19 protein-coding genes and 2 pseudogenes are annotated in these 24574 nt (G+C 62.3%); 8 read left to right on the plus strand and 13 right to left on the minus strand.

The genetic code is table 11. The annotated features are described in order from the left end of the window. Positions 1 to 46: 46 nt before the first annotated feature. Positions 47 to 1213, plus strand: coding sequence for a DNA polymerase IV (gene dinB, locus B0G76_RS30340; protein WP_120295744.1), 1167 nt, complete (start codon positions 47 to 49; stop codon positions 1211 to 1213). On the opposite strand, the gene B0G76_RS30345 is transcribed toward dinB, so the two are convergent. The 7 genes and pseudogenes from B0G76_RS30345 to B0G76_RS43050 form a co-directional block, all read right to left on the minus strand. Beyond that, complete coding sequence (locus B0G76_RS30345; protein ID WP_120295745.1) at positions 1210 to 2634, minus strand: heavy metal sensor histidine kinase; 1425 nt, start codon at positions 2632 to 2634, stop codon at positions 1210 to 1212. The genes dinB and B0G76_RS30345 overlap by 4 nt on opposite strands. Further along, on the minus strand, positions 2631 to 3317 hold the full coding sequence (locus tag B0G76_RS30350; RefSeq protein ID WP_007176723.1) for a heavy metal response regulator transcription factor: 687 nt from the start codon (positions 3315 to 3317) through the stop codon (positions 2631 to 2633). The genes B0G76_RS30345 and B0G76_RS30350 overlap by 4 nt, the downstream gene beginning before the upstream one ends. Before the next feature lie 79 nt (positions 3318 to 3396). Then, positions 3397 to 4878 (minus strand): efflux transporter outer membrane subunit, encoded by a 1482-nt coding sequence (locus tag B0G76_RS30355; RefSeq protein ID WP_259460880.1) that lies wholly within the window; start codon positions 4876 to 4878, stop codon positions 3397 to 3399. 98 nt (positions 4879 to 4976) lie between these two features. Further along, positions 4977 to 6200, minus strand: coding sequence for an efflux RND transporter periplasmic adaptor subunit (locus B0G76_RS30360; protein ID WP_120295746.1), 1224 nt, complete (start codon positions 6198 to 6200; stop codon positions 4977 to 4979). Between the two features lie 74 nt (positions 6201 to 6274). After that, positions 6275 to 9474: pseudogene (locus B0G76_RS30365) on the minus strand (efflux RND transporter permease subunit). Positions 9475 to 9818: 344 nt separating this feature from the next. Beyond that, entirely contained in the window at positions 9819 to 10253 is a 435-nt protein-coding gene (locus tag B0G76_RS30370; protein WP_120295747.1) for a VOC family protein, read from the minus strand. Between the two features lie 145 nt (positions 10254 to 10398). Then, a complete protein-coding gene (locus B0G76_RS43050; protein WP_183082175.1) occupies positions 10399 to 10551 on the minus strand; it encodes a hypothetical protein in 153 nt (50 codons plus the stop codon). 128 nt (positions 10552 to 10679) lie between these two features. On the opposite strand from B0G76_RS43050, the gene B0G76_RS30380 reads away from it, so the two are divergent. Both B0G76_RS30380 and B0G76_RS30385 read left to right on the plus strand, forming a co-directional pair. Next, a complete protein-coding gene (locus tag B0G76_RS30380; protein WP_120295748.1) occupies positions 10680 to 11318 on the plus strand; it encodes a LysE family translocator in 639 nt (212 codons plus the stop codon). 69 nt (positions 11319 to 11387) lie between these two features. After that, positions 11388 to 11747: a hypothetical protein gene (locus tag B0G76_RS30385; RefSeq protein WP_120295749.1), complete on the plus strand. Its 360-nt coding sequence runs from the start codon at positions 11388 to 11390 to the stop codon at positions 11745 to 11747. 31 nt (positions 11748 to 11778) lie between these two features. Here the strand turns inward: B0G76_RS30385 and B0G76_RS30390 are convergent, their stop codons facing one another. Together B0G76_RS30390 and B0G76_RS44975 are read right to left on the minus strand one after the other, a co-directional pair. After that, positions 11779 to 13491: a SulP family inorganic anion transporter gene (locus B0G76_RS30390; RefSeq protein WP_120295750.1), complete on the minus strand. Its 1713-nt coding sequence runs from the start codon at positions 13489 to 13491 to the stop codon at positions 11779 to 11781. Positions 13492 to 13586: 95 nt separating this feature from the next. Continuing rightward, positions 13587 to 14626 (minus strand): annotated as a pseudogene (locus B0G76_RS44975) (ISAs1 family transposase). A gap of 605 nt (positions 14627 to 15231) precedes the next feature. Here B0G76_RS44975 and B0G76_RS30400 point away from each other — a divergent pair. Next, complete coding sequence (locus B0G76_RS30400) at positions 15232 to 15615, plus strand: antibiotic biosynthesis monooxygenase (protein ID WP_259460772.1); 384 nt, start codon at positions 15232 to 15234, stop codon at positions 15613 to 15615. Positions 15616 to 15625: 10 nt separating this feature from the next. Here the strand turns inward: B0G76_RS30400 and B0G76_RS30405 are convergent, their stop codons facing one another. The 3 genes from B0G76_RS30405 to B0G76_RS30415 form a co-directional block, all read right to left on the minus strand. Further along, a complete protein-coding gene (locus B0G76_RS30405) occupies positions 15626 to 16969 on the minus strand; it encodes an MFS transporter (RefSeq protein WP_120295751.1) in 1344 nt (447 codons plus the stop codon). Between the two features lie 13 nt (positions 16970 to 16982). Continuing rightward, the gene (locus B0G76_RS30410; protein WP_120295752.1) at positions 16983 to 18179 is read right to left on the minus strand and encodes a porin; all 1197 of its coding nucleotides are present in this window, start codon (positions 18177 to 18179) and stop codon (positions 16983 to 16985) included. 133 nt (positions 18180 to 18312) lie between these two features. Beyond that, complete coding sequence (locus B0G76_RS30415; RefSeq protein WP_120296917.1) at positions 18313 to 19500, minus strand: M20 aminoacylase family protein; 1188 nt, start codon at positions 19498 to 19500, stop codon at positions 18313 to 18315. A 124-nt stretch (positions 19501 to 19624) separates the two neighbouring features. Between B0G76_RS30415 and B0G76_RS30420 the strand changes: the two genes are divergently transcribed. The 4 genes from B0G76_RS30420 (at position 19625) to B0G76_RS30435 (ending at position 23411) form a co-directional block, all read left to right on the plus strand. Beyond that, a complete protein-coding gene (locus tag B0G76_RS30420) occupies positions 19625 to 20545 on the plus strand; it encodes a LysR family transcriptional regulator (protein ID WP_120295753.1) in 921 nt (306 codons plus the stop codon). Continuing rightward, complete coding sequence (locus tag B0G76_RS30425) at positions 20546 to 21130, plus strand: helix-turn-helix transcriptional regulator (protein WP_259460773.1); 585 nt, start codon at positions 20546 to 20548, stop codon at positions 21128 to 21130. After that, complete coding sequence (locus B0G76_RS30430; RefSeq protein ID WP_120295755.1) at positions 21117 to 22373, plus strand: type II toxin-antitoxin system HipA family toxin; 1257 nt, start codon at positions 21117 to 21119, stop codon at positions 22371 to 22373. The genes B0G76_RS30425 and B0G76_RS30430 overlap by 14 nt, the downstream gene beginning before the upstream one ends. Before the next feature lie 180 nt (positions 22374 to 22553). Then, complete coding sequence (locus tag B0G76_RS30435; RefSeq protein ID WP_120295756.1) at positions 22554 to 23411, plus strand: PA4780 family RIO1-like protein kinase; 858 nt, start codon at positions 22554 to 22556, stop codon at positions 23409 to 23411. Between the two features lie 63 nt (positions 23412 to 23474). On the opposite strand, the gene B0G76_RS30440 is transcribed toward B0G76_RS30435, so the two are convergent. After that, positions 23475 to 24536, minus strand: a complete 1062-nt coding sequence (locus B0G76_RS30440) for a substrate-binding domain-containing protein (RefSeq protein ID WP_120296918.1) — start codon at positions 24534 to 24536, stop codon at positions 23475 to 23477. Positions 24537 to 24574: the final 38 nt, after the last annotated feature.

Genomic DNA, 24574 nt, shown 5'->3' on the forward strand with positions numbered 1-24574 from the left:
TCGACGGGTATGCTCGCGGCCCGCGCCGTCACTCCATCCGCCATCCATGAGTTCTGCAAGCCGCCGTATCGCGCATCTGGACATGGACGCGTTCTATGCGTCCGTGGAGCTCTTGCGCTATCCGCAACTGCGCGGCAAGGCGGTGGTGATCGGTGGTGGCCGAAATGCCGTGCCGCAAACGCTAGAAGACGGCAGCCTTCGCTTTGCGAAGCTGCGCGATTATGCGGGCCGAGGCGTCGTAACCACCTCCACCTACGAAGCCCGCGCGCTCGGCGTGTTCTCCGCAATGGGCATGATGAAAGCCGCCGTGCTCGCGCCGGAGGCGATCTTGCTGCCCACGGATTTCGAGTCGTACCGCCACTACTCCCGCCTGTTCAAAGCGGCGGTCGCCACCTTCACAGACCGGATCGAAGACCGCGGCATCGATGAAATCTATATCGATCTCACCGAGTTGCCGGACGAGCCGCGCGAGATCGCCGCGCGCATCAAGCAGGCCGTCAATCAGGCGACCGGCCTCACCTGCTCCATTTGCGTGGCGCCGAACAAGCTGCTGGCGAAAATCGGCTCCGAACTCGATAAACCTGACGGCCTCACGATTCTGACGCCCGCGGATGTGCCGTTGCGCGTGTGGCCGTTGCCGGTGCGCAAGGTCAACGGAATCGGGCCGAAGGCCGCGGAAAAGCTCACCACGCTCGGTCTCGTCACGGTCGGCGATCTGGCTGCAGCCGACGCGGGCCTGCTGCAGGACAACTTCGGGCGCAGCTACTCGGCGTGGCTGATGCAGGTCGCACAAGGCTACGACGAGCGGCCCGTCGTGGTCGAGTCGGAGCCCAAGTCGATGAGCCGTGAGACAACCTTCGAACGCGATCTGCATCCGCGTCATGATCGCCCTGCGTTATCCAGTTCGTTTACCGGCTTGTGTGTAAGGGTTGCGGAAGACCTGGTGAGGAAAGGCTATGTGGGCCGCACCGTGGGCATCAAGCTGCGCTACGACGACTTCCGCACGGTCACGCGCGACCTGACCCTCGACGAACCGACTGCCGACGCCACCGAAATCCGGCGCGCGGCAACCGAATGTCTGAGACGGGTGGAATTGAATCGCAAGCTGCGGCTGCTGGGCGTGCGCGTGAGCGCATTGACACCGGCCAACGCGCAGCCGGCGAAGCCGCGTCTGCCGGTTCAGGCCGATTTGCCTTTTACCGGCGACGATTAACCCGCTGCTTCCGCAGGAACACCGGCGTTCGCGCGTGCCGCCGGCAAGCCGCTTTCCACGCTCGAGGCCGCAATCGAAAACGCAAACGTGTTGATCCCGTTCGCGCTTTCCGCCGACACCGTGCCGCGATGCATTTCCGCAATCGCCTTCACGATCGCGAGACCCAGCCCGTGGTTTTCGCGGCTATTGGTGCGCGACACTTCCGCACGATAAAACCGGTCGAACAGGTGTTCGAGCACGCCCGCCTCGATCGGCTCGCCAGGGTTGGCCACCGCTACGCGCACCTGATCCGCCGCAGTCGAGATCGTCACCGTAATCGCCGCGCCCGGCGCACAGTGCTGGATCGCGTTCATCAGCAGATTCGTGCAGGCACGGCCGAACAGCGAGCGGTTCACCCGCGTCACCGCATCGCCGCGCAACTGCGCATGCACGCGCGCCTCTTCCAGCGGAATCTCCAGAAACTCCAGCGTATGCGCGACCTCCGCGGCCAGCGACACTTCGACGAGACCCGTCGCGCGCTCGCCCTGATCGGCGCGAGCGAGGAACAGCATGTCGTTGATGATCGTGCGCATGCGCTCGAACTCTTCGAGATTCGATTGCAGCGTATGGCGCAAATCGTCGACCGAGCGGTTGCGTGTTAGCGCCACTTCGGTCTGACCGATCAGGATTGTCACCGGCGTACGCAGTTCGTGCGCCACGTCCGCGTTGAACGATTCGAGGCGGCCGTATGCGCCGTCGAGACGTTCGAGCGCACCGTTGAAGGAGTTGGCCAGATCGTTCAGTTCGGGCGGCAGCGAGGCTGTATTCAGACGCTGTGAGCGGTTGTTCGGGCTCACGGCGGACGCATCTCTCGTCAAGCGCGTCAACGGCGCAAGACCCAGCCGCGTGACCGAATAACTCAGCAGCAGCACGGCGAGACTGCCCAACGCGGACAGCGCGGCGAGCGCCGAGCCGAACACGCGCATCGTGCGGGTGTTCGGCGAACAGCTGGCGGCAACCTGCAATTGCACGGGGGGACGTGCGCCGTAAGCCGGTATCGTCACCGCGATAGTCAGCATGTCCGCGCCGCCGCCGACCGGCGAAACCCTCGAGTACCCACCCTGCCAGCTCGACACCACCGGCCCCTCGACGGGCTTGCCATAGTGGAAATACGGATCGGTGCTCGATACCGAATACACGGTGCTGCCGTCGTGCGGCATCATGTCGGTGAGCTTTTCGCGGGCCATGCGCCATTTTTCCGGCGTCACCGCGTGATAGACGATGATGCGCGCGATCTCGGTGCGATCGTCGAGCGATTCACGCAGATGGTGTTCGAGTTGTGTGCGCAAAATCAGAAACAGCCCGGTGCCGACCAGCGTGAACACCAGTAGCGCCACAAACGCGAACATTAACGCGAGGCGGCGCGCGATAGAACGGTTCATGATTGTTCTGCCTCTTCACGTACTTCGAGCACGTAGCCCATGCCGCGCACGGTGTGCAGCAGTTTCGAGGGAAACGGGCCGTCGAGTTTGGCGCGCAGCCGTTTGATCGCGGTTTCGACCACGTTCGTATGGCTGTCGAAGTTGACGTCCCATACGAGTTCGGTAATGGCGGTCTTCGAAAGAATGTCGCCCTGGCGGCGCGCCAGCACGCTGAGCAACTGGAACTCTTTGGCGGTGAGATCGAGACGGACACCGTCGCGGGTGGCGCGCCGGCCGATCAGATCGACGAACAGATCGCCCACGGAAATCAGCGTCGATTCCTGCGAACGGGTGCGGCGCGCCAGTGCATGCAGCCGCTCGACGAGTTCGAGGAAGGAAAAAGGTTTGGTGAGGTAGTCGTCGGCGCCTTCGCGCAAGCCCCGCACGCGGTCGTTCACATGATCGCGGGCGGTCAGCATGATGACCGGTGTCGACTTGCGCATGCGCAGCGCCTTCAGCACGCTGAAGCCGTCGCGTTTGGGCAGCATCACGTCGAGGACGATCACGTCGTAGTCGAATTCGGTAGCTAGATGCATGCCTTCCTCGCCGTCGAGCGCGACGTCGACAACCCAGCCCTGCTCTGTCAAACCGGAGCGCAGGTAGTCCACCACCTTGTGCTCGTCTTCAACAATCAGCAATTTCATGCGCGTCCCCTTGTGTCTGCATTATACGAAACGCCTCGCTTTCCCTTTTTCCTGCCTGGCCGTGTCATTGTCGGGTGGCTCACCGCGCGGGCGCCATCGCCTCCTTCGTGTTTGCTGCGCTGGCTGTATTCGCTGCGGTCGGTGCGTTCAGTGTATTGCCGGGCGGCTGCGCGCCCGATACCGCCATGCCGGCATCCCAGCCGCCGCCGAGCGCCTTCACCAGTGAAACCGAAAGCGTCATCTGCTGGCCGTGAATCTGCACGTCCTGGCGCTCGCTGGTCAGCAACGACTGCTGCGCGGTGATGACGTCGAGGTACGCGACCAGACCGCCCGAATAACGGTCGTTGGCAAGCGCCAGTAAATGCTGCGCATCGGTCACCGCCTCGTGCGACTGCTTCGACGCACCATCCAGCACCGACAGCCCCGTGATGCCGTCCTGCACCTGCTGGAACGCGGTGAGCACGGTTTGCCGGTAGTTCGCCTCGGTCGCCTTGTAGCCTTCGCTCGCGAACTGGACGTTCGCCGCACGGCGGCCACCGTCGAACAGCACCTGGCCGACCGTCGCGCCAAGCGTCCACATCAGCGTGGGTGCGCTCAGCAGACTGGCCAACTGCGTGCTTTCCCAGCCGATGCCCGGCGTTAGCGTCAGGCTCGGAAAGAACGCCGCTTTGGCGACGCCGATCTGCGCGTTCGCGGCGGCCATCGCGCGCTCTGACGATGCGATATCCGGGCGGCGTTGCAAGACGTCGCTCGGAAGCCCAAGCGGAATAGTCGGCACCTGCGTGTCGAGCACTTTGGGTTCGATCGCGAACTGCGGCGCGGGCACGCCCACCAGCGCGGCGATTGCATGCTCAAACTGCGCGCGCTGATTCAGCAGGAGTTGCGCCTGCACACGCGTCGAATCAAGCAGCGATTTTTGCTGCAACACGTCGAGCCCGGACACCGAGCCGAGATCGTGCTCGGTCGTGACGTAATCGAGCGCCTTTTGCTGCAGTTTCACCGATTGATTCAGCACGTCGATCTCGGCGTCGAGTTCACGCAGCGAGAAATAGTCGGTGGCGAGATCAGTGGTGAGCACGAGCCGCGCGTTGGCGAGGTCGTCAGCCGATTGTTGCGCGGAGGCTGTGGCGCCCTCCACCTCGCGACGTATCCGGCCGAATAGATCGGTGTCGTAGTTGATCGTTGGGCCGAGTTGCACATTGTTCTGCACCGTCGACGTGGTCGGCGTGCCGTAATTGGTCAGCGGGCGGTCGTGCGAAATCCTGAAGCGCGACCCGGACGCCCCTAGATCGACTTCAGGAATCTGCTGCGCACGGGTGTTCGCCAGGGTCGCTTTGGCTTGCGCGTAGTGCGCACTCGCCGCAACCAGTGTCTGATTCTGCGCGAGCGCCTGCGTTTCCAGCGTGGCGAGCGTCGGATCGCCGAAGGCGCTCCACCAGTCGAGCGAGATCGGCGCGTGCGATGGCGCCGCGACGCGCCAGTACGAATCGGTTTGCCACGTGGGCGGCACCTCGGCTTGCGGTCGTTGATAATCCGGGCCGACTGTGCACGCAGCCAGCAAGGCCGCACTCGCGGTGGCCGCGAGCGCCGTGAGTGTCGTTCGGGGCGTTCGTGACGTTCGCGATGTGAGTGCCCGGTAAGCGCCCGCCTGCTTCGCGATCACGACGCCCCCTTGCCGTTTTGCTGCAGCTGCGTGATCTGCACGTGATCGCCGTCCGCGATCGAATCGCTCGGGTTGATGATGACCTTGTCGTTCGCCTCGATCCCGCTTTCGATTTCGAGCGACTGCCCCAGGTCCCGCGCGATCACGATCTTGCGCAACGTCACATTACCCTTCGCATCGACCACCGCGAGCCGCGGGCCTTCGGCGCGAAACAGCAACGCATTGCCCGGCACCGTCAATTGCGCATGAGCAACCGCCGGCACGGCGACCTGCACATACGCGCCGGGCCGCAGCGTGTCGTCAGGATTGGGCAAGGTCACTTCGACTTGCAGCGAACGGGTCGGCACGTCGATCGCACCGGAGATGTGCGTGATCGTGCCGTGGAACTGCTGCCCCGGCAATTCGGCCTGGGTGACCACCACCTTCTGTCCAACCGACACGTTTTGCGCGTACGCCTGCGGCAGTTGCACATAGACCCGCAACGGATCCGACTGCGCCAGAGCGAACAGCGCGCGGCTCGTGCCGCTGCCCGCGTCGATCAGGTCGCCGACGTCGACATTACGCTGCGTGATCACCCCCGCAAACGGTGCGACGATGCGCTTGAACGATTCGAGTTGCTGCAGGCGTTTCACGTTGGCATCGGCGGCGGCGAGATTGGCGATGTCCTGCGTGTAGGTGCTCTGCCGTTCGTCGAGTTCCTGCTGGGAGACGGCATCGCGTTGACGCAGTTGTTGCCAGCGTTCCAGCGAGCTTTTGGCAAGGCCGAGACTCGCGCTGGTTTGCTGACGCTGCGCCAAGGCCTGCGCGAGCTCCTGATCGATTTCCGGCGTATCCAGATCGGCGAGCAGTTGCCCCTGCTTCACGCGCGTGCCGATATCGACATACCAGTGCAGCAGATAGCCGGTGGAGCGCGCGTAAATCGGCGATTCGACACTGCCGCGCAAGGTACCTGGCAACAAGGTGTTGCCGCCGCCTTCCGTTTGCGCCGGAGTCACCACATTCACGTACTGCGTGGCGTTCTGCTTCGTCGTTTCGGCCACCGAACGGTTCTGCAGAACATTCGCGATCACCGTGCGCAACGCGCCCACGGCGAGCAGCGCCAGCACGATCCAGATGGCGAGTTTGGCGCGCTTCCATTCGCGGCTGCGCGGCGGCAAGGCGTGGCCGCCATCGGTCTCGCGCGCGGGAATCGCCAGCGATGCATGAGTTTTTTCGGTCATCTCAGTCAGCAATCTCAGTCAGCCATCTTGGTTAGCCAGTTCAGTCGGCCGTCAAATTCTGCCGTCAGTAAGCGTTACGCGGGTTTGCCTTCGCCGCCGTGGCCGCTCATCGGGTCTGTATCGTCTTCGTCGCGGTGGCGCCGTGCGAGGCGGCTATGAATGCCCGCGAACACCAGCGGCACGAAAAACAGCGTGGACACGGTGGCAAACAGCAAGCCGCCGATCACCGCGCGGCCCAGCGGCGCGTTCTGCTCGGCGCCCTCGCCGAGACCCAGCGCCATCGGAATCATGCCGATGATCATCGCGAACGCGGTCATCAGCACCGGCCTGATCCGGCTTGCGCCGGCTTCGAGCGCGGCGGTGAGCGGCGGCGCACCGGCGGAGAGCCGCTGGCGCGCGAACGACACCATCAAAATACTGTTGGCAGTGGCCACGCCCATCGTCATGATCGCGCCGGTCAAGGCAGGCACGCTCAAATGCGTACCGGTCAGGAACAGCATCCATACGATGCCCGCCAGTGCCGCGGGCAACGCGCTGATAATGATCAGCGGATCGACCCACGACTGGAAATTCACGACGATCAGCAGGTACACCAGCACGATGGCCATCGCCACGCCGATCCCGAGACCGAAGAACGAACTGCGCATGGTCTGCACCTGCCCGCGCAAGATGATCTGACTGCCGCGCGGCAGCGAAGCCCGTACGTTGTTAACCAGTTTGTCGACCTGACTGGCCACGCTGCCCAGGTCGCGCTTTTCGACGCTCACGTACAGGTCGATCACTGGCCGGATGTTGTAGTGCGAGACAACCGCGAACTGACTCTGCGGCGAGACCCGCACGAGGTTGCCGAGCAGTTGCGTGGGGCCGTTGGCCGAGCCCGACACGGGCGTGCGCAACAACTCGTCGATCGACGACACCTGATACTGCGGCGTTTGCACCGCGACGCTGTATTCAACACCGTTCTTGTTGTTGAACCAGAAACCCGGCGACGTTTGCGAGCTGCCCGACAAGGAAATCAGCACATTTTTGCGCCACATTGCTCGCGCTTCAGATTGAGTTGTTGCAGGCGGGTACGATCCATCTGAAGATTGATCGCCGGTTCGTCCAGTTTCTGCTGGATATGGGTATCGACGGTGCCGGGAATCATCCGCACCTGTTTCATCAGCTTGCGCGCAACGTCGAAGTTGCCCAGCTGATCCGTGCCGGTAATCTGCACGTCCACGGCGGCGGGCAGGCCAAAGTTGAGAATCTGCGTGACGATGTCGGCCGGTTGAAAGAAGAACTCGACGCCCGGAAAGCGCTGCGGCAGGATCGCGCGCAGTTTGTCCATGTAGGTTTGCGTCGGTTTGTGGCCCTCGTTCAAGGCCACCTGAATTTCGCCGTCGAGCGTGCCGATCGTGCCCGCGTTGCTGTACGAGAGATTGATACCGCTATACGGCAAGCCGAGGTTATCGAGAATCGTGCCGAGTTCCCGGGGCGGCACGACCTCGCGGATCACCTTCTCGACCTCATCCGCGAGACGCGCGGTTTCCTCGATGCGCGTGCCGGTCGGCGCGCGCATGTGGAGACGGATGTCGCCGGCGTCGACGCTCGGAAAGAAATCTTCGCCAAGCACGAAAACAAGACTCATCGAGAGCACGCAGAAACCCAGAAACAGGCTGCCGAACATGCCGCGGCGCACCAGCACGCTGCTGAGAATCATGATGTAGGTGGACCGCATGCGCTCGAAGCCGCGATCGAAACGCAGATAGAGGCGCCGGAACACATTCGGCGCGGCATCGGCCTTGGGCTTGTGCGCATGGCCCATCAGCAGCATCGCCAGCGTCGGCACCAGCGTACGCGACAAAATGTACGAGGCGAGCATGGCGAACACCACCGCTTCGGCAAGCGGCACGAACAGATAACGCGCGACGCCGGTCAGGAAGAACATCGGCACGAACACGATACAGATGCACAGCGTCGAGACGAGTGCCGGGATCGCGATTTCGCCGGCGCCCTCGAGAATCGCATCGTGCAGATTCGTGCCCATATGCAGGTGCCGTTCGATGTTCTCGATCGTCACCGTCGCATCGTCGACCAGAATCCCGACCGCCAGTGCAAGGCCGCCGAGCGTCATGATGTTGATGGTTTGCCCGAGCGCGTGCAGGGCAATCAGCGAGGACAGAATCGACAGCGGAATCGAAATCGCGATGATGCAGGTGCTGCGCCAATTGCCGAGGAACAGCAGAATCATCGCGGCGGTCAAGGCGGCGGCCACCAGCGCCTCACGCACCACGCCCTGCACCGCCGCTTTCACGAATACGGACTGATCGAACAGGGCCGTGATTTTCAGGTCCGGCGGCAACGCGGCGCGGGCGTTCGGCAGCAGGCCTTGCAGCGTATTGACGATCGAGAGTGTCGACGCACTGCCGCTCTTCAGCACCGACATCAGCACGCCGCGGTGTCCGTCCTGCCGCACGATATTGGTCTGCGGCGAGAAACCGTCGCGCACGTGAGCGACTTCACGCAGATACGTCGTCGCGCCGTTGAGCGTGCGCACCGGAATATCGTTGAGCCCGTCCACCGTCGCGGGCGAGCCGTTCATATTGATCGTGTATTCCTTCGGTCCGATCTTGGCCGTGCCGGTTGGCAGAATCAGGTTTTGCGCGTTGAACGCGCTGACCACATCCGATGGCGTCAGGCCTTTTGCGAGCAAGGCGCGCGTGTCGAGATCGACCGAGATCAGACGCGATTTGCCGCCGTACGGATACGGCACGGCCGCGCCCGGAATCGTCACCAGTTGCGGCCGCAGGAAGTTCAGCGCGGTGTCGTTGAGCGCCTGCTCGGAGAGCTTCGGGCTCGACAGGCCGAGCTGGATCACCGGAATGCTGGAGGCCGAGTAGCTGATCACGAGAGGCGGCGTTGCGCCCGGCGGCATCTGCTTGAGTTGTGCCTGCTCGACGGCCACGGTTTGCGCGATCGCGGTCTGGATGTTCGCGTTCGGCTGCAGGAAGAGCTTGATAATCGTGATGCCCGCGAGCGACTGCGATTCGATGTGCTCGATGTCGTTGACCGTGGTGGTCAGACTGCGCTCGTTCACGGACGTGATGCGGTTGGCCATGTCTTCGGCCGACAAGCCCGTGTAATTCCAGATGATGCTGACCACCGGAATATTGATTTCCGGCAACACGTCGACCGGCGTGGTCAACAGCACGAATGGCGTCGCCAGCAAGATCAGAATGGCCATCACGATGAACGTGTATGGCCGCTTAAGCGCTACGTTGACGATCCACATGAAACGCGCCTGAGAGAATTTCGATAGGGGATGGGTGAATCAGCACGTATGCTAGATCGGTAGCACCAACGCCTGCATGGCGCCAAAATGGCAGGATTGTCAGGAAGGCTAATGTAAGGATATGCAGCGCGGCGAACGCACGCGGCGTGATGGGAAGCAAACGTTTGAAACGGCGGAGATAGGCGATTTTAAGGGGGCTATTAAAGGCATGCCTCGCCAAACTCATGCGAGACATGCCTTTATATTTTATTGCGCAATACAAATACCTTACGCTCCGTTCGCGTCCAGGCGATCACTGCCCAGGTGGTTGCGTCCAGATTGTTGCGCCCATCCTTGCATCGACATCACTTCGCGAACAACGACGACATATCCGCAAACGCCTTGAATTCCAGCGCGTTACCCGACGGATCGAGGAAGAACATCGTCGCCTGTTCGCCAACCTCGCCCTTGAAGCGCACATGCGGTTCGATGATGAAGTCGATGCCGGCCTTTTGCAGCTTGTCCGCGGCGGCCTGCCATTGCGCCATCGAGAGCACCGCGCCGAAGTGGCGCACCGGCACCGCGTCGCCGTCGACCTTGCTGGTCTGCCGATAACCGATTTCGTCCGGCGCGAGATGCGCCACGATCTGATGGCCGTAAAAGTTGAAGTCGACCCAGTCCGGTGAGCTGCGCCCTTCCGGACAGCCGAGCAACTCGCCATAGAACGCGCGCGCGGCGGCGAGGCTGTGCACAGGGAAAGCCAGGTGGAACGGCGGCAAAACGGTTTCGGCAACGCTCATGATGGGAAAACTCGCAGAGGGGAAAGTGGGATCGCGCATTGGTTCATGAAGCAGACTCTGAAGGCACACGCGTGAGGTCCATTTTAACCACGACTAAAAGTGGTGAAAAACGATATCTATTTGATCTGACCAACACGAAAATCGATCAATCGACGATGCTCAGCGAACTCAAAACCTTTATCGCCGTCAGCCAGTACGGCACGTTTCCGGCGCGGGTGCGCGTATCGGCCTGATGCTGATTCCGAATACCGCCGGACTCAACAAGCGGCCCGCCAAAGGCACGATTGTGCTGTTTCACAGACCCTCAACTGTATCTGTGAGATTTGCAGGCGGGCGAGCAGAATCGTTGTTCTCGCATCGATTCGCGCCATTCACCCGTGCTTGTAACGAGCAGCACGGTTGGCCTGCCCCAAGGTTTATCAGCCCATGACCGCCAGCACATTCCTCACCGCCGATGTCCTGATCGCCTATAGCGCCTACTTCGTCGGTACGGCGAGTCCTGGGCCGAGCAATCTCGCGATCATGTCGCTTGCCATGAGCGCCGGCCGGAAATCCGCACTGACTTTCGCGCTCGGCGTGGTGTCCGGTTCGTACTTCTGGGCGTTGCTGGCGTCGCTGGGTTTGTCGGCGGTCCTCGCCACTTACTCGGAATGCCTGGTGGCGATCAAGATTGCCGGCGGCCTTTATCTGTTGTGGCTCGGCTTCAAATCCGCGCGCTCGGCATTCAGCGCGGAAAAGCTGCCCACGAATACCGCACGCGAAGGCGAGCCACTCAAACGGCTCTATCTGCGCGGCCTGCTGCTGCATCTCACCAATCCGAAAGCGATTCTGGTGTGGCTCTCGATCGTTTCGCTGGCAATGTCGCCCGCCAACGGCACGTCGCACACCACGCCGGTGGTGCTCGGCTGCATGGTGATCGGCGTATCCGTGTTCAGCAGCTACGCGGTGCTGTTTTCAACCGCGTCCGCGCGGCGCATCTACGTCGCGATCCGTCGCTGGCTGGACGGATCGCTCGCGATCATGTTCGGCATTGCGGGAATCAAGCTGCTGACTTCGAAAAGCTAACCCCGCCTTTGGGGCGCGCCCGCTCTGCGATACTGTCACCTTGATGACTCGAGCGGGTAAGCGAACACGATGAGCAGTGGCAATGATCTAAATCCGGCAGCGAAGCGCTCGCCCTTGCAAAAGCGGCTTTATCTGGCAGGCGCCGTTGTGCTGCTCACCGGCCTGATCGCCGCGGCGATCATCTATGCCATGGCTCCGGCGCCAGATAGCGCGGTTGCCATGTACAGCATCGCAGACCCGCGCTATCAGATCGAATTGCAGCGTATCGGCGGCGACGCGGCGGTTCTGATGGCCCAGCTTCATCAGTGGTTCGACGGTCTTTGCCACGGCACGGCGCTCGCCTATACGGTGGCCGTGCTTGGCGCCCTGCTCGCGGGCGCATGCTTCTTTATCGGCTACTTCTTTGCCGACGAAGGACCGCAGACCTGAAGCAATTCATCTCGCCTGGCCAAACAGGTATTTACAACGCCTCTTTAACGTGATTGCCGGGTTGCTGCACCCCTGCCGCGCGCAACGCTTCATGCAGGGTGCCAAAAATACATCTTGCTTCAACAATCGGCGTAATCCCATGCCGGTCCATATCCGAGCGCAAATACGAGTTCACGCGCGCGAAGATCACTTCGATGCCACTGTGCTTTAGCGTCTCGCACGACTCGCCGACCGAACGCGCCGCCGAATAGTCGAGGTCGGTGATCGCACTCGCGTCGATCACGAACCAGCGCACCGCGCTCGGCGCATGATCGATCAGGCCGCGGGTATCGTCGACGAAAAAGTGATCGTTCGCGTAGAACAGATCGGCGCCGAAGCGATAAACGATCAGCCCCGGCGCGGTCTGAAGTCCTGGCGCGGCCGGTACCGGCACCCAGATGCCGTCTTGACCGGGAACGAGAATCATCGTGTGCGGCCGGTAACTGTGCCGCACGTGCCGCAGCAGCGATAACGTCACCGCCACCAGAATGCCGTGCTCGACACCGATCAGCACCACGGCCGCCGCCGTGAACACGGCCAGCGTGAATTCACCTGGACTTTCGCTGCGAATCGAAAACAGCGTCTTCAGATTGATCAGGCCGATGGCGATCGTAAACACGATGCTGGCCAGAATACAGTGCGGCAGGTACTGCAAAAAACGGCTGAAAAACAGCAGCACCACGACCACTACCACCGCGAATGCAATCTGCGCGAACTGGCTGCGCGTACCGGCGCGATCGGCCATGGCGGTTTGCGTCGGACTGCCGTTCACCACGAAGGCGCCGGAAAACGCCGCCGCGGTATTGGCGGCCGCGAGACCCAGCAGATCGGCATTGGTATCGACGGCTTCGTGATAACGCTCGGCGAATACGCGGCTCGCGGCGGCGCTTTGCGCGACGATCATCACGAAACACGAGGCGGCGACCGGCAGCAGATCGAGCATCTGCTGCCACGTGACCGAAGGCATGCGCAGCGGCGGCAATCCGCCTGCCACCGGCCCCAGCACGGAAATACCATGCGCCGCGAAACCGTAGACATCGCTCGCAGCGATACCCGCCACCACCGCGATCAACGGCACCGGCGCACGGGGCAAATAGCGCTTGCAAACCAGAATGGAGATCACCACCAGCGCAGAAATAGCGAGTGTGGGCAGATTGATTTGCGCCGACTCGCGCACCACGAGCGCGAGTTGATCGACGCTGCGCGCGGCATGCCCGGGGACACCGAACATGTCGCCCAGCATGGCAATACCGACCTGCACGCCGACCCCGGCGAGAAAGCCGACCAACACCGTGCGCGAGAGAAAGTCAGCGAGAAAACCGAGCTTGAAGATTCGCGCGATGTACAGTAGCGCGGCGGTGAGCAAGGCGACCATGCCGGCGAGCGCCGCGTATTCGGCGCTCGATGCCGGCACCATGGTCGAGAGCCGGCTGGCGAAAATGGTGGCGGTGGCGGAATCGGCCGCGACCACGAGGTGCCGCGACGCGCCGAAGAACGCGAACGCGATAAGCGGCAGAAAGACGGTGTAAAGACCCGTAACGGCAGGCATGCCGGCAATGCGTGCGTAGCCGAGCACCTGCGGAATATCCATCGATGCCAGTTGGACGCCGGCCAGCGCATCGCGCGCCGCCGCGGCACGGCTCAAAGGAAGTACACCTTTCAAGACGCCAAGGCGTGTGGTGAGGTTTGCCAGAAAATCTCGCATGCGCGATCGTGCCCCGAACTTAGGTTATCGCGCATCGTGCCGTGACTCGGCACAGAAAGGCAAGGATTGGGGCTTCGATTGGCAGGGCAATCGCATCAGGAGACCTGCATTCCAAGCACTCGAGCCCGATAGTGTTCATCGAATCCGGCCTTGAGCCGCGTGTTCTTTATGCCGACCTTGGTGGCTTTGTCAGCGCGCAGTAGATTCGACACGATGCGGCGCAGGATCGCGAAGTTTTGTGCTGCATTGTCCACCCGGGCGCGGCATTGATCCTCGCCGAACGCGACATCGAGCACCCAATGCATGCTGTTTTCGATGGCCCAGTGAGCGCGCACCGTCTCGTTGATCCGTTTCGGGTCAGCGGGCAGGCTGTTGATGTAGTACCGCCGCTCCAGCGAAACGCGGCCGTCGATCTCGCGGGTGGCCTCAACCATCGCCACCGAACGCAGGCCGGCCCATTTACCGTCCTCATCCAGCCAGTCAATCATGTCGGTCGCAACGCACCGGCGCGTCTCGATTCTTCCGTGCACTTTCCTGCCTGTCTGACAGTGCTCAACGAAGCGCACGCTGCGCAGAGGCTGTGTGCGCTGTGCATCGAACAGCTGCACGATTGCTTCATGCAAGGCAGGCTGATTGCCTTTGACCGCAGCACATAGTCGGCACCTCCAGCCACAATCTTCGCCGCGATCTCCCGCTGGCAACCCATCGCGTCGATCGTCACGATCGCACCCTTGAGCAGCAAGGCATCCAGCAACACCGGGATCGCGGTGATCTCGTTGCTTTGGGCGGCAGTCCTGACCTGAGCCAAGGTCGCCCCTAACGCGCCGCAATAGGCCGATACCAGATGGATCGCGCTACGCCCCATGCCGTGCGAGCGCCGTACTGTCTTGCCGTCAATGGCCACCACCAGGCCCGCGACGGCAGGACAGATACCGCTTACCCACCGCACAAAGCAGGCCTCGAACTGCCGCGCATCAAGCGCTGCGAATACGCGTCCGAACGTGTCGTGCGAGGCAATCCCGTTGCGCAGCGGCAAGTACCGGCGCAGCCACTCCAGTTGTCCTTGCCCCCACAAAGCGATCCCCACCCAGCCGTCGGCGCCCGACAGGATCGCCGCCAGTGCAACCACCAGCATTTCCGTCAGATCATGCTCCGGGGTGCGTACACGCGGGTCCTTCAGGTCCCCAAACGCGTCTTGCAAACTCAACGGCTCGTATTCGTCGTCCACACCACTCCCGGCTCCTGGCAAAACCAGGAGCTAACGCTTCTTCGCAGCAGCTTACAACCCCCATTCGTAACCCATTGTGGGTAAACAATCTTTCATGCGATTGCCCTGCTTCGATTGGCTAAAGAAAATGGCTAAAACCAGCGCAATGGCGCCGAACCCACCGCCGAAACCGTCCCGCTTTGGCTTAACGCCTGAACTGCCCTGTCAGCGGATCCACGTGCCGCGCGAAACCGAACAGCGCAGCGATGCAGATCGGACAGGCGATGATGAACACGGCCAGCATCTCGCACCTCGTAACAAATTGTTACTGCCAAGTTTAAGCGATTGCCATGCGAATTGAATGAGGGAAAACGCAATACACTGTTGCGGACTATTACGACAGGGTTACTCCCGGGCGGCCGGTGGCTCGCGAAAATGCACCTGAAAACGCGGTAAATAACGCAAAAAAATGCACGCACGACACGACGCGTTAAGATGCGCAAACCTTTGCCCACCTACAAACGGGTTACGCCATGTACACGTCAACTTTCATCTTTGCGACCCGGCAATTAGATGAACGCTTCTATCGGCTCGACGACGCCATCGCCTCTGCCGCCAAGGCCATTCCCGGCTATCTCGGCGAAGAGGCGTGGGAAAACACGTCGACCGGCCTGACGTCGAATGTGTACTACTGGGCGTCGCTCGACGCCTTGCAGGCATTGATGCAGCACCCTGCGCATCTGGAAGCGAAAGCGGCGCAGGCAAACTGGCTCGATGGTTACCAGGTGATCATCTCCGAAGTGCTGCGCACCTATGGCGATGCAGGCTTCGCGCATCCTGCTGCGGGCCATGCCGGACAAAACGGACAAAATGGACAAAACGGACGGACTGCGGAGGCCGCGCCGCCCGCGCCGTGAAAGCGCCGGCCTACTTCGCTTCCTTGAACAGCACCACACCGGCGAAACTCACCAGCCCGCACGCCAGGACATACCAGGCCGGTGCGTAGAAACTACCCGACATGCGCCACAAGGCGCTGACGATCAACTGCGCAAAGCCGCCGAAAAGCGTCACGCCCAGCGCGTAGATGATGCCGAGCGAGGTCGCCCGCACTTCCGGTTTGAACGCTTCGAGAATCAGCACGAAAGCCGCAGGACTGGAAAGCGTCATCAAGCCGATCAGCACGAAGACGACCAGCACCACCGTATAGATCGACGGCCAGGTTTTGATCGCGTAAAACGCCGGCAGCAGCACGGTCAGCGACACCACCGACGCCGCGTACAGCAAGGTCTTGCGACGCGGCATGCGGTCAGCGAGACGGCCGGCGAGCGGCGAGCCGATCAGCAGCACGAGGCCGGCCGTGCAACCGGCCAGCAGCGACACCGCGGCGGGCATGCCGGTTGTCATCGTCAGGAAAGACGGCAGGAAAAACACGATCACGTACATCGACGAGGTGCCACCGATTACCAGCATCGTGCCCGCTACGATCTGCCGCCATTCGATGCGCGCCTTAGGCGGGGCCGCGATTGGCGACCCTGCTTTCGCCGCATGCGCGGCCGGCAAGGTCTCGTCGAGATGCTTGCGCAGATAGAAACCGAGCGGACCGATCAGGAGCCCGATCAAAAACGGCACGCGCCATCCCCAGGCAAGCAATGCTTCATGCGACAGGCTGCGCGTGAGTGTTGCGGCCACCAGCGCACCGGCTAGCGCCGCGCCGCCCTGAGAGGCCATCTGCCAGCTCACCAGCGAACCGCGCCGCCCCGTGCTGCCCGACTCCATCAGCAAGGTGGTCGCCGCGCCCACTTCTCCGCCCGCCGAAAAGCCTTGCAGCAAACGGCCCAGCACGATGATCGCCGGTGCTGCCAGGCCGATCGTTGCGTAAGTCGGCGCGAGGCCGATCATGCCGGTGCCGAGCGCCATCAGCGAAACGGTCAGCACGAGGGCCTGCTTGCGGCCCACGCGGTCGGCATACGCGCCGATCACGATACTGCCGAGCGGCCGCACCACGAAGCCCACGCCGAAGGTGGCGAGCGACATCATCAGCGCGCCCAGTTCGCTTCCGGCCGGAAAGAACAGTTTGCCGATTACCGCGGCGAAGAAGCTGTAGACCGTAAAGTCGAAAAACTCGAGGCCGTTGCCGAGCGCCGCGGCAAAGACGGTCCGGCGCGACGCCTGCCGCTCTTTCGCGTTGGTCGCGTTGGTCGCGTTGGCCGCGTTGGCCGCCTCGTTCACCTCGGCCGCAACGGTACTGGCGGTGTGTTGGATTGTATTCATCGGAGAGTCGCGCCTAGAAGTTGTGATACATGCCCAGCGACATGGTGACCGGCGTCGTGCCGAGTTCCGGTGCGGTGCTGCCGGTTTGGGTCGGCAGCGGATTATTGTTCAGCAGTACGGTGGAAATGCCGTAGTTGCGGATAAAGCCAGCACGCGCATAGAGCCCTGTGCGTTTGGAGAGGGTGTAGTCGTAACCGAGCATCACGCCGAATGCCGAATCTTTCGCAGGGTTGTTTGCCGAGTCGTGCACGCCGGACGTATCGCGATACACCACAGAAGCCCGGAATGCATTGCGCCCGACTGGCCAGATCGTGCCGAGTGTATAGACGCGCGCGATGCCGTCGTTGGCGAGCTTCGGCGCGTACTGGTTGAACGCGCCGGACAGCACGATCTTGCCGGTGTCGACCACCACGCCGAGGCCGTACAGATCGTTGCGCACGCTGCCCGTACCGCCGGTTCCGCCCGCGCCACCCGTACCTGTCGCACCCCACACCTGGTTGTAGGTCCCCGTCAGGTAAGTCGTGCCGTCATACCACTGCAACAGCGCGCCCTGCGCCGCGGCGGCAGGCGCCTGTCCCGCGACATTGCTCGGCGCGTACATCAGCTGCGTGCTGAAGCCCGCAAAGCTCGGCGACAGGTAGGTGATCGCGTTGTTCACCCGCGCGGGAAGTTGCGTCGCGCCCCGGCCGAGGTCGCTGTTGTAGCCAACGCCCTTCGCTGTCTGCACGACACCGGTGCCGAGCCACGTATAGGCCGAATTGGTGCCCACCGTGCCGAACACGTCGACGAAAAGCGGCAGGCCCGTGCCGATCTGTTTGCCGAAACGCACGCGGCCATAGGTCGACGAGTTCAGCCCCACCCATGCTTGGCGATTGAAGAACGAACTGTTGTCCTGCATGGCGCCGCTATTGGCAAGATAGCCACTTTCCAGATTGAATTCGGCGCGCAGACCGCCGCCCAGATCTTCCCGCCCGAAGAAGCCGAATTTCGACGTCCATTCGCCGCCGCTCTGAGTCTGCACCAGCGACTTGCCGCCCACGGTCTGATAGTTCACGCCCATATCGACCGCTCCGTACAGCGCCATGCCTTCACGCAGGCTGCCGTTGAACTCCGGCAGCGCGGCGAGCAAAGTCGACTGATACGACTCTGCGTGCGCCGTGTTAGTGCCGAGCGTCAGCAGTGCCGCGCTCATTGCGATACGTTTTTTCATGGGTCTCCCTACTCCTCGCGTGCCATTGATGGCTGGAAATGAAGTGCAAAACTGAACTGAAGATTCCGGCGCTTGGGACGCCGGATCGAAACCGGGCGAGCCGACCGTGCTCAGGTGGCCACCAAGGCAGCCCTCAAGCCACGCTCAAACAGCGCTCGGTGAGTCCGACGAAGTAAGCAGCACCCCAACTGAGTGCCGCGTCATTGAAGTCGTATCCCGGGTTGTGGACCGCGCAACCGCCTTTCGAGTCGACGCCGTTGCCGAGCACCACGTAGCATCCCGGCACTACTTCGGTCATCCACGAGAAGTCCTCGCTGCCCATCACCGCATCGGGCATTAGCGTGTAGCCCTGCGGCCCGGCCAGGGCTTCGATGGTTTCGATCGCGATGTTGGCTGCGCCGCGATGGTTGACGAGCGGGCGCGAGATCTGCTTGTAGTCGACTTCGGCCGTGGCGCCGTAGGTTTGCGCCTGCAATTGGGCAATGCTGCGGATCCGCGCTTCGACGGTGTCGCGCGTTTCCGAATCGAGCGCGCGCACCGAGAGTTTCAGCGTCGCGGTTTCGGGGATCACATTGGGCGCGGTGCCGGCGTGGATCGCGCCGACCGTCACCACGGCCGCGCGGGTCGGCTCGATGTTGCGAGCGACGATCGATTGCAAGGCCAGCACGATGTTGGCCGCCGCGACGATCGGATCGCAGCCCAACTGCGGCATTGCGCCATGCGTGCCCTTGCCGGTCACGGTGATCGTCACCGAATCGGACGAGGCCATCATGCAGCCGTGGCGCAGCGCGAAATGGCCGACCGGCAAGCCCGGCGCGTTATGCAGCGCGAACACCTGGTCGCACGGAAAACGCGCGAAGAGACCGTCCGCGATCATCTTCGAGGCGCCGCCCAGGCCCTCTTCCGCGGGTTGAAAGATCACGTTCAACGTGCCGTTGAATTCGCCGCGGATTGCGAGGCGGTGCGCGGCGGCCAACAGGATCGCGGTGTGGCCGTCGTGGCCGCACGCATGCATGGTCTGCGCCACAGTGCTCGCGTACGGCAGGCCGGTGGCTTCCTGGATCGGTAAGGCGTCCATGTCGGCGCGCAGGCCGAGCGTGCGGCTCGACGCGCCCCGCCGCAGTTGGCCGACCACGCCGGTGCCGCCGATGCCCGTTGTCACGTCATAGCCCCATTCGGCGAGCTTGCGCGCGACCAGTTCGGCGGTACGCGTTTCAGCGAAGCCGAGTTCGGGATGCGCGTGGATGTCGCGGCGAATCGAAATGAACTCGTGCTCGGTCTCGCGCAGTTCGGCGAGAAGCTGGGGAAAAGACTGCGTCATTCGTTTTGCTCCGATTAGGCCGGCTGTCGTTTCGCAACGGTCGAAGCAAATCGTAAAGATCAGACCTGAAAACAAATAAGCACAAATTTTGATGCGCATAACCACTGGTGCTATATTCCGCATCATGAAAATTCACCACCTGCGAGCACTGGTCGCGATTGCCTCGACCGGCAGCATCAATGGCGCGGCAAAAGCGCTGTACGTGACGCAACCGGCCATCACGAAGGCGGTGCGGGAACTGGAGACGGAATTCGGCGTGCGCCTGCTGGAGCGCAACCCGTGGGGCGTCGTGCCCACGGCTGAAGGCGCGGCGCTGGTGAGCCGGGCGCGCACCGTGGTGCGCGAGATGGAGCGCGCCGAGGAGGATATGGCGCATCTGAAGGGATTGCGCGACGGCAGCCTGGTGATCGGCATCACGCCGATTGTCGGCACGACAGGACTTGCCGACGCCTTCGTCCAATTTCGCAAACGCTGGCCGATGGTAACGCTGGAGTTTCGCGAGCTAGGTTTCAATCAGTTGCACGAACAACTCCGCAATCGCACGCTGGATCTGGCGTTCGCCGCATTCGCGCGACCGGCGAGCGATCTGGGCAGCGTGAAGCGGATGGTCTCGTTCGAAACCGTATTCGTGACGCGCGCGCAGAGTCCCTATGCGAACGCGGCGTCGCTCGAAGCGGTGCAGGAAGCCGAGTGGATTCACACCGACGTGACGGACAACTACCCGGGCTTCGTGCGCGCGATGTTCGAATGCGCCGAGCTCGCGCCGCCCCGCCGGATCACGCGCTGCACGTCGTACGCACTGTTTTACAGCCTGACGATCAGCACCGACGCGATTTTCGCGTGGACCACGCATTCACTTGAAGAGACCGCGCTCGGGCAAAGCTTCGTGCGCCTCGCGCTGCCGGTCGCGCCGCCGCCGCTGCAGTTGTATCTGCTGTCGCCGCAAGAATCGCAACTGACGCGGCCGGCGGAATATTTTGTCCACTGCATCGAGCAGGCAATCGGGCCGCTGTTGAAGGGGCCGGTGGTGGGCGAAGGGGTTTGAATGGATTGGCAGGGTGGATTAGCCAGTCGTTCCCGCCTCTTTTTGTCCGATACTTCACACAAAAATTCGCCAAATGCACGAAGTATCGGACACATCGTGAAGATTTTTAGTGCGTATCGCCACCCCGTCCGCGGCCTCAGATCAAAGTCAATTTGTCCGATACTTTTGACAAAGTACGAATATTTGCCTAATCTATCGGACATGCCACGCACCTTTAATCGTTCCTTCCCGTCGGTCGAGAAACAGATGCGCGCTCTCGGAGAGCGGCTCAAACTCGCTCGTCTGCGGCGCGAACTCTCCACTGTTCTGTTCGCCGAAAGGCTCGGCATTTCGCGCGACACATTGAGCCGCCTCGAGAAAGGAGATCCGAATATCGCTCTCGGCACCTATATGCGAGCGCTTCGCGTGCTGGGTCTCGACAAGGACATGGACGCCGTCGCCCGCGACGACGAACTGGGCCGCAAGCTGCAAGACCTCAAGTTGCCGGGCCAGCGAAAACCGCGTACGAACGTGTCCGGCGCTGCGTCTGTCAAAAGCGCGCCGCCGGCAAAAAAACACCCGAAGAAATCTGATGGCCAGCAATAAACCTCGAGATGCATTCAAGGTATTCCTCGACGCAGCCGAACTGAGCGACTTGCAACAGGTCGGCACCTTGTACCGCCAAACCTCACGTACCGACTTGCCTGCCTCTTTTTCCTATGCGAAGCGCTGGGTAGACGAGCGCAACGCATTCATGCTCGACCCGCGTCTCGAGTTATGGACCGACGAGCAATACCCGCCTGCGAAGTCCGTCGCATTCGGCGTCTTCATGGATTCGGTGCCGGATCGCTGGGGGCGCGTGTTGATGGAGCGCCGCGAAGCCGCCGCGGCGGATCGCGAAGACCGGCCCATGCGCAATTTGCAGGAACTCGACTTTTTGCTGGGCGTACACGACCTGACGCGAGCAGGCGCATTGCGGTTTCAGGATGTGGAGGAACGTTTTCTCGACAACAGTGCCGACGCCGCGCCGCCTGTCACCGACCTCGCACCCCTCGCGCATATCAGCCTGCGCATTGAAGAGGCGGATATCGAAAAGCTACCCGAGTACGAGCAGTGGCTCGCCATGCTGATCGCCCCCGGCACCTCACTCGGCGGCGCTCGTCCCAAGGCAAACTTCACAAGCCTGGGCGACGATCTGTGGATCGCCAAATTCCCCGCGAAAGACGACCGCTACGACATCGGCGCGTGGGAATTCATCTTCCACCGGTTGGCCAGGAAAGCCGGCATCTGGGTGCCGCAGTCCGAGCTCAAATACGTCGGCCCACGTTACGGGACGTTCTGCGTCGAACGATTTGATCGCCGGGAAGGCAGCCGGCGCATGTACACCTCCGCCATGACCTTGCTCGAACGTCAGGATGGCGAATCGGACGCAAGCTATCTGGACATTGCCGAGTACCTCGCCGATAACGGCGCGCAAGGCCATATCGACGAAGATCTTGCTCAACTATTCCGAAGAGTGGTCTTTAACGTACTCGTAGGGAACCGCGACGATCATCTTCGCAATCACGGCTTCATTCGGGAGCCGTCGGGCTGGCGACTCTCGCCGGCCTTCGATATGAATCCGAACCCGGGCAAGCGCGAACACGCGCTGACGCTGGACGGCATCAGCGCTCTGCCGAGCCTCGAAACCACCATCGAAACCGCCGAGTTTTATCGGCTCGACGACACGCATGCGCGCCGTATAGTCGCGGAAGTTCAAGACGCGGTCGACACATGGCGGGAAGAAGCCACCGCACTGAATCTGTCCAGGCCCGAAATACAGCGAATGGAGCCAGTATTTCAGGTTTGATGCCCTCATCGAGCAGCTCCATGTCCGAGGCGTGCCGCTCGGATCCGCCTCCATCGCGCTCGCGTTCCGGCACATCTCCCCCTACCCCTTATAATCCGGCATGATCCGACTTCCGCACCCTCTCCCCCCGCAATCCGCCGCACCCGGCCGATCGGCCGCCCACCGCTCTCCGGCGGCCGCATGAAAACACCCAAACGTCTGCTCCCGCTGGTCGAAGAAGGCCTGATCGACGAAGTCATCTCGCAGTTGATGAGCGGCAAGGAAGCCACCGTTTACGTGGTCCGCAGCGGCGAATCCACGCGTTGCGCGAAGGTCTATAAGGACGCCAAACAGCGCAGTTTCCGCCAGGCCGCGTCCTATCAGCAGGGTCGCAAGGTCAAGAACAGCCGCCAGCAGCGCGCGATGGAAAAAGGCAGCCGCTATGGCCGCGAAGTGCAGGAGCAAGCCTGGCAGAACGCCGAAGTGGACGCGCTGTTCCAGCTCGCCAATGCCGGCGTGCGCGTGCCGCAACCGTTCATCTGCACCGACGGCGTGTTGCTGATGGAATTGGTGACCGATGCGGACGGCGACGTCGCGCCGCGCTTGAACGATGTCGAGATGACCGAAGCACGCGCGCTCGAATTGCACGCGGTGCTGCTCAACCAGGTGGTGCGCATGCTGTGCGCCGGCATGATTCACGGCGACCTGTCCGAATACAACATCCTGCTCGCGGCAGACGGCCCGGTGATCATCGACCTGCCGCAAGCGGTGGATGCCGCCGGCAATCTGGAAGCGCCGGCCATGCTGGAGCGCGACGTGAACAACCTCGCCACGTATTTCGGCCGCTTCGCGCCCGCGCTGCTCGACACGAGCTACGGCAAAGAAATCTGGTCGCTGTACGAAGCGGGCGCTTTGCACGTGGATGCCGAATTGACCGGCCGTGTCGAACTGGACACCACGCCGATCGATCTCGAAGGCGTGCTGCAGGAACTCGAAGACACCCGCCTCGACGAAGAAGCGCGCCTGCGCTACGAACAGTCACTGCGCAGCGGGACGTAAGCAAAACATAAGCAGAACATAAGCGGCACCTGCACGTCCACGCCGCACCGCTTCGAGAAGCGGCTAGGACGCGCTGCTGAGACTGGCCGCCGACACCTTGATCGACGAAGCCGCCACGCCCGGCGCCGGCCCCACCGACTCCCGCATCGTCACGCTCACCGGAAACTCGCGGAAAATTTCCCACGAGGTCCGGTAGCACTGATTGACCAGCCAGCGCACGGCATTTTGCGTCAACTCCGCCGTCGGGATATGCACCGAGGTAAGTCCGGGCGCGGCATAGGCGGCCGAATAATCATCGTCATAGCCAATCACGGACACTTCGTCCGGTACGGCAATGCCCGCCTGATGAAAGCGCGCCAGCGCGCTCACCGCCATCGTGTCGTTCGCGCAAAAGAGCCCGGTGAAACGCCGCTTCGAATCGAGCAACTGCTGCGCGGCAGCGTAGCCGCCTTCCGGCGAGAAGTCCGATTCGATCAGCTTGACGTCCTCGCGTGCAATGCCCTCGCGCAACAGTTCGGCAAAGAAGCCTCCGAGCCGGGCCTGATTGTCCGACGCGCTGAACGGCCCGGATATCACCGCGATCTCCCGATGCCCGTGATCGAGCAGCGTACGTGCAGCCAGTTCACCGCCGCGCCGATGATCCGCGCAAAACGAGGCCTCCGGCAACTGATCGAACGCTCGATTCAGAAACACCATCTTCGGATGCATGTGATGCAGCATGTCCAGATCTTCGTCGTGCAGATCGTGGCTGATCACCACCACGCCGTCGCAATCGCGGCCGATCAGAAAGCGCACCGCTTCCATGGCCTGCTCGCGCGGCGACACTTCCCCGCACCCCGTCGCCACCACCACGTGACGGCGTACCGCACGCAACTCCGCGTCAGTCTGCTTGAGAATCGTGCCATAGTAGGAGCCGAAGAAAGTCGGCACGAAAATGCCGATGATGCCGAGCGATTGCGTCGCCATTGCGCGGCCGATCGACGACGGCCGGAAATTCAGCGCTTCGATAGCGGCCTTCACGCGCGCGGCGGCATCGGCGGAAATGGGTCCCTTGCCGGAAATGGCTCGCGACGCAGTCGACATGCCGACGCCGGCCAGTGCCGCGACATCTTTGAGTGTTGCCACGCGGTTCTCCGTCAAGCCCGTTGTAGTCAACGACGCCG

This window comes from Paraburkholderia sp. BL23I1N1, assembly GCF_003610295.1.
GTDB lineage: Bacteria > Pseudomonadota > Gammaproteobacteria > Burkholderiales > Burkholderiaceae > Paraburkholderia.

Bases quoted from the DNA above. Each gene is read 5' to 3' on its own strand.
- B0G76_RS30390 (WP_120295750.1), bottom strand. From the start codon at position 13,491: ATGCGAGATTTTCTGGCAAACCTCACCACACGCCTTGGCGTCTTGAAA.
- B0G76_RS30405 (WP_120295751.1), bottom strand. From the start codon at position 16,969: ATGAATACAATCCAACACACCGCCAGTACCGTTGCGGCCGAGGTGAAC.
- B0G76_RS30380 (WP_120295748.1), top strand. From the start codon at position 10,680: ATGACCGCCAGCACATTCCTCACCGCCGATGTCCTGATCGCCTATAGC.
- B0G76_RS30420 (WP_120295753.1), top strand. From the start codon at position 19,625: ATGAAAATTCACCACCTGCGAGCACTGGTCGCGATTGCCTCGACCGGC.
- B0G76_RS30425 (WP_259460773.1), top strand. From the start codon at position 20,546: ATGGATTGGCAGGGTGGATTAGCCAGTCGTTCCCGCCTCTTTTTGTCC.
- B0G76_RS30370 (WP_120295747.1), bottom strand. From the start codon at position 10,253: ATGAGCGTTGCCGAAACCGTTTTGCCGCCGTTCCACCTGGCTTTCCCT.
- B0G76_RS30430 (WP_120295755.1), top strand. From the start codon at position 21,117: ATGGCCAGCAATAAACCTCGAGATGCATTCAAGGTATTCCTCGACGCA.
- B0G76_RS30400 (WP_259460772.1), top strand. From the start codon at position 15,232: ATGTACACGTCAACTTTCATCTTTGCGACCCGGCAATTAGATGAACGC.
- B0G76_RS30350 (WP_007176723.1), bottom strand. From the start codon at position 3,317: ATGAAATTGCTGATTGTTGAAGACGAGCACAAGGTGGTGGACTACCTG.
- B0G76_RS30345 (WP_120295745.1), bottom strand. From the start codon at position 2,634: ATGAACCGTTCTATCGCGCGCCGCCTCGCGTTAATGTTCGCGTTTGTG.
- B0G76_RS30410 (WP_120295752.1), bottom strand. From the start codon at position 18,179: ATGAAAAAACGTATCGCAATGAGCGCGGCACTGCTGACGCTCGGCACT.
- B0G76_RS30385 (WP_120295749.1), top strand. From the start codon at position 11,388: ATGAGCAGTGGCAATGATCTAAATCCGGCAGCGAAGCGCTCGCCCTTG.
- B0G76_RS30435 (WP_120295756.1), top strand. From the start codon at position 22,554: ATGAAAACACCCAAACGTCTGCTCCCGCTGGTCGAAGAAGGCCTGATC.
- dinB (WP_120295744.1), top strand. From the start codon at position 47: ATGAGTTCTGCAAGCCGCCGTATCGCGCATCTGGACATGGACGCGTTC.
- B0G76_RS30360 (WP_120295746.1), bottom strand. From the start codon at position 6,200: ATGACCGAAAAAACTCATGCATCGCTGGCGATTCCCGCGCGCGAGACC.
- B0G76_RS30415 (WP_120296917.1), bottom strand. From the start codon at position 19,500: ATGACGCAGTCTTTTCCCCAGCTTCTCGCCGAACTGCGCGAGACCGAG.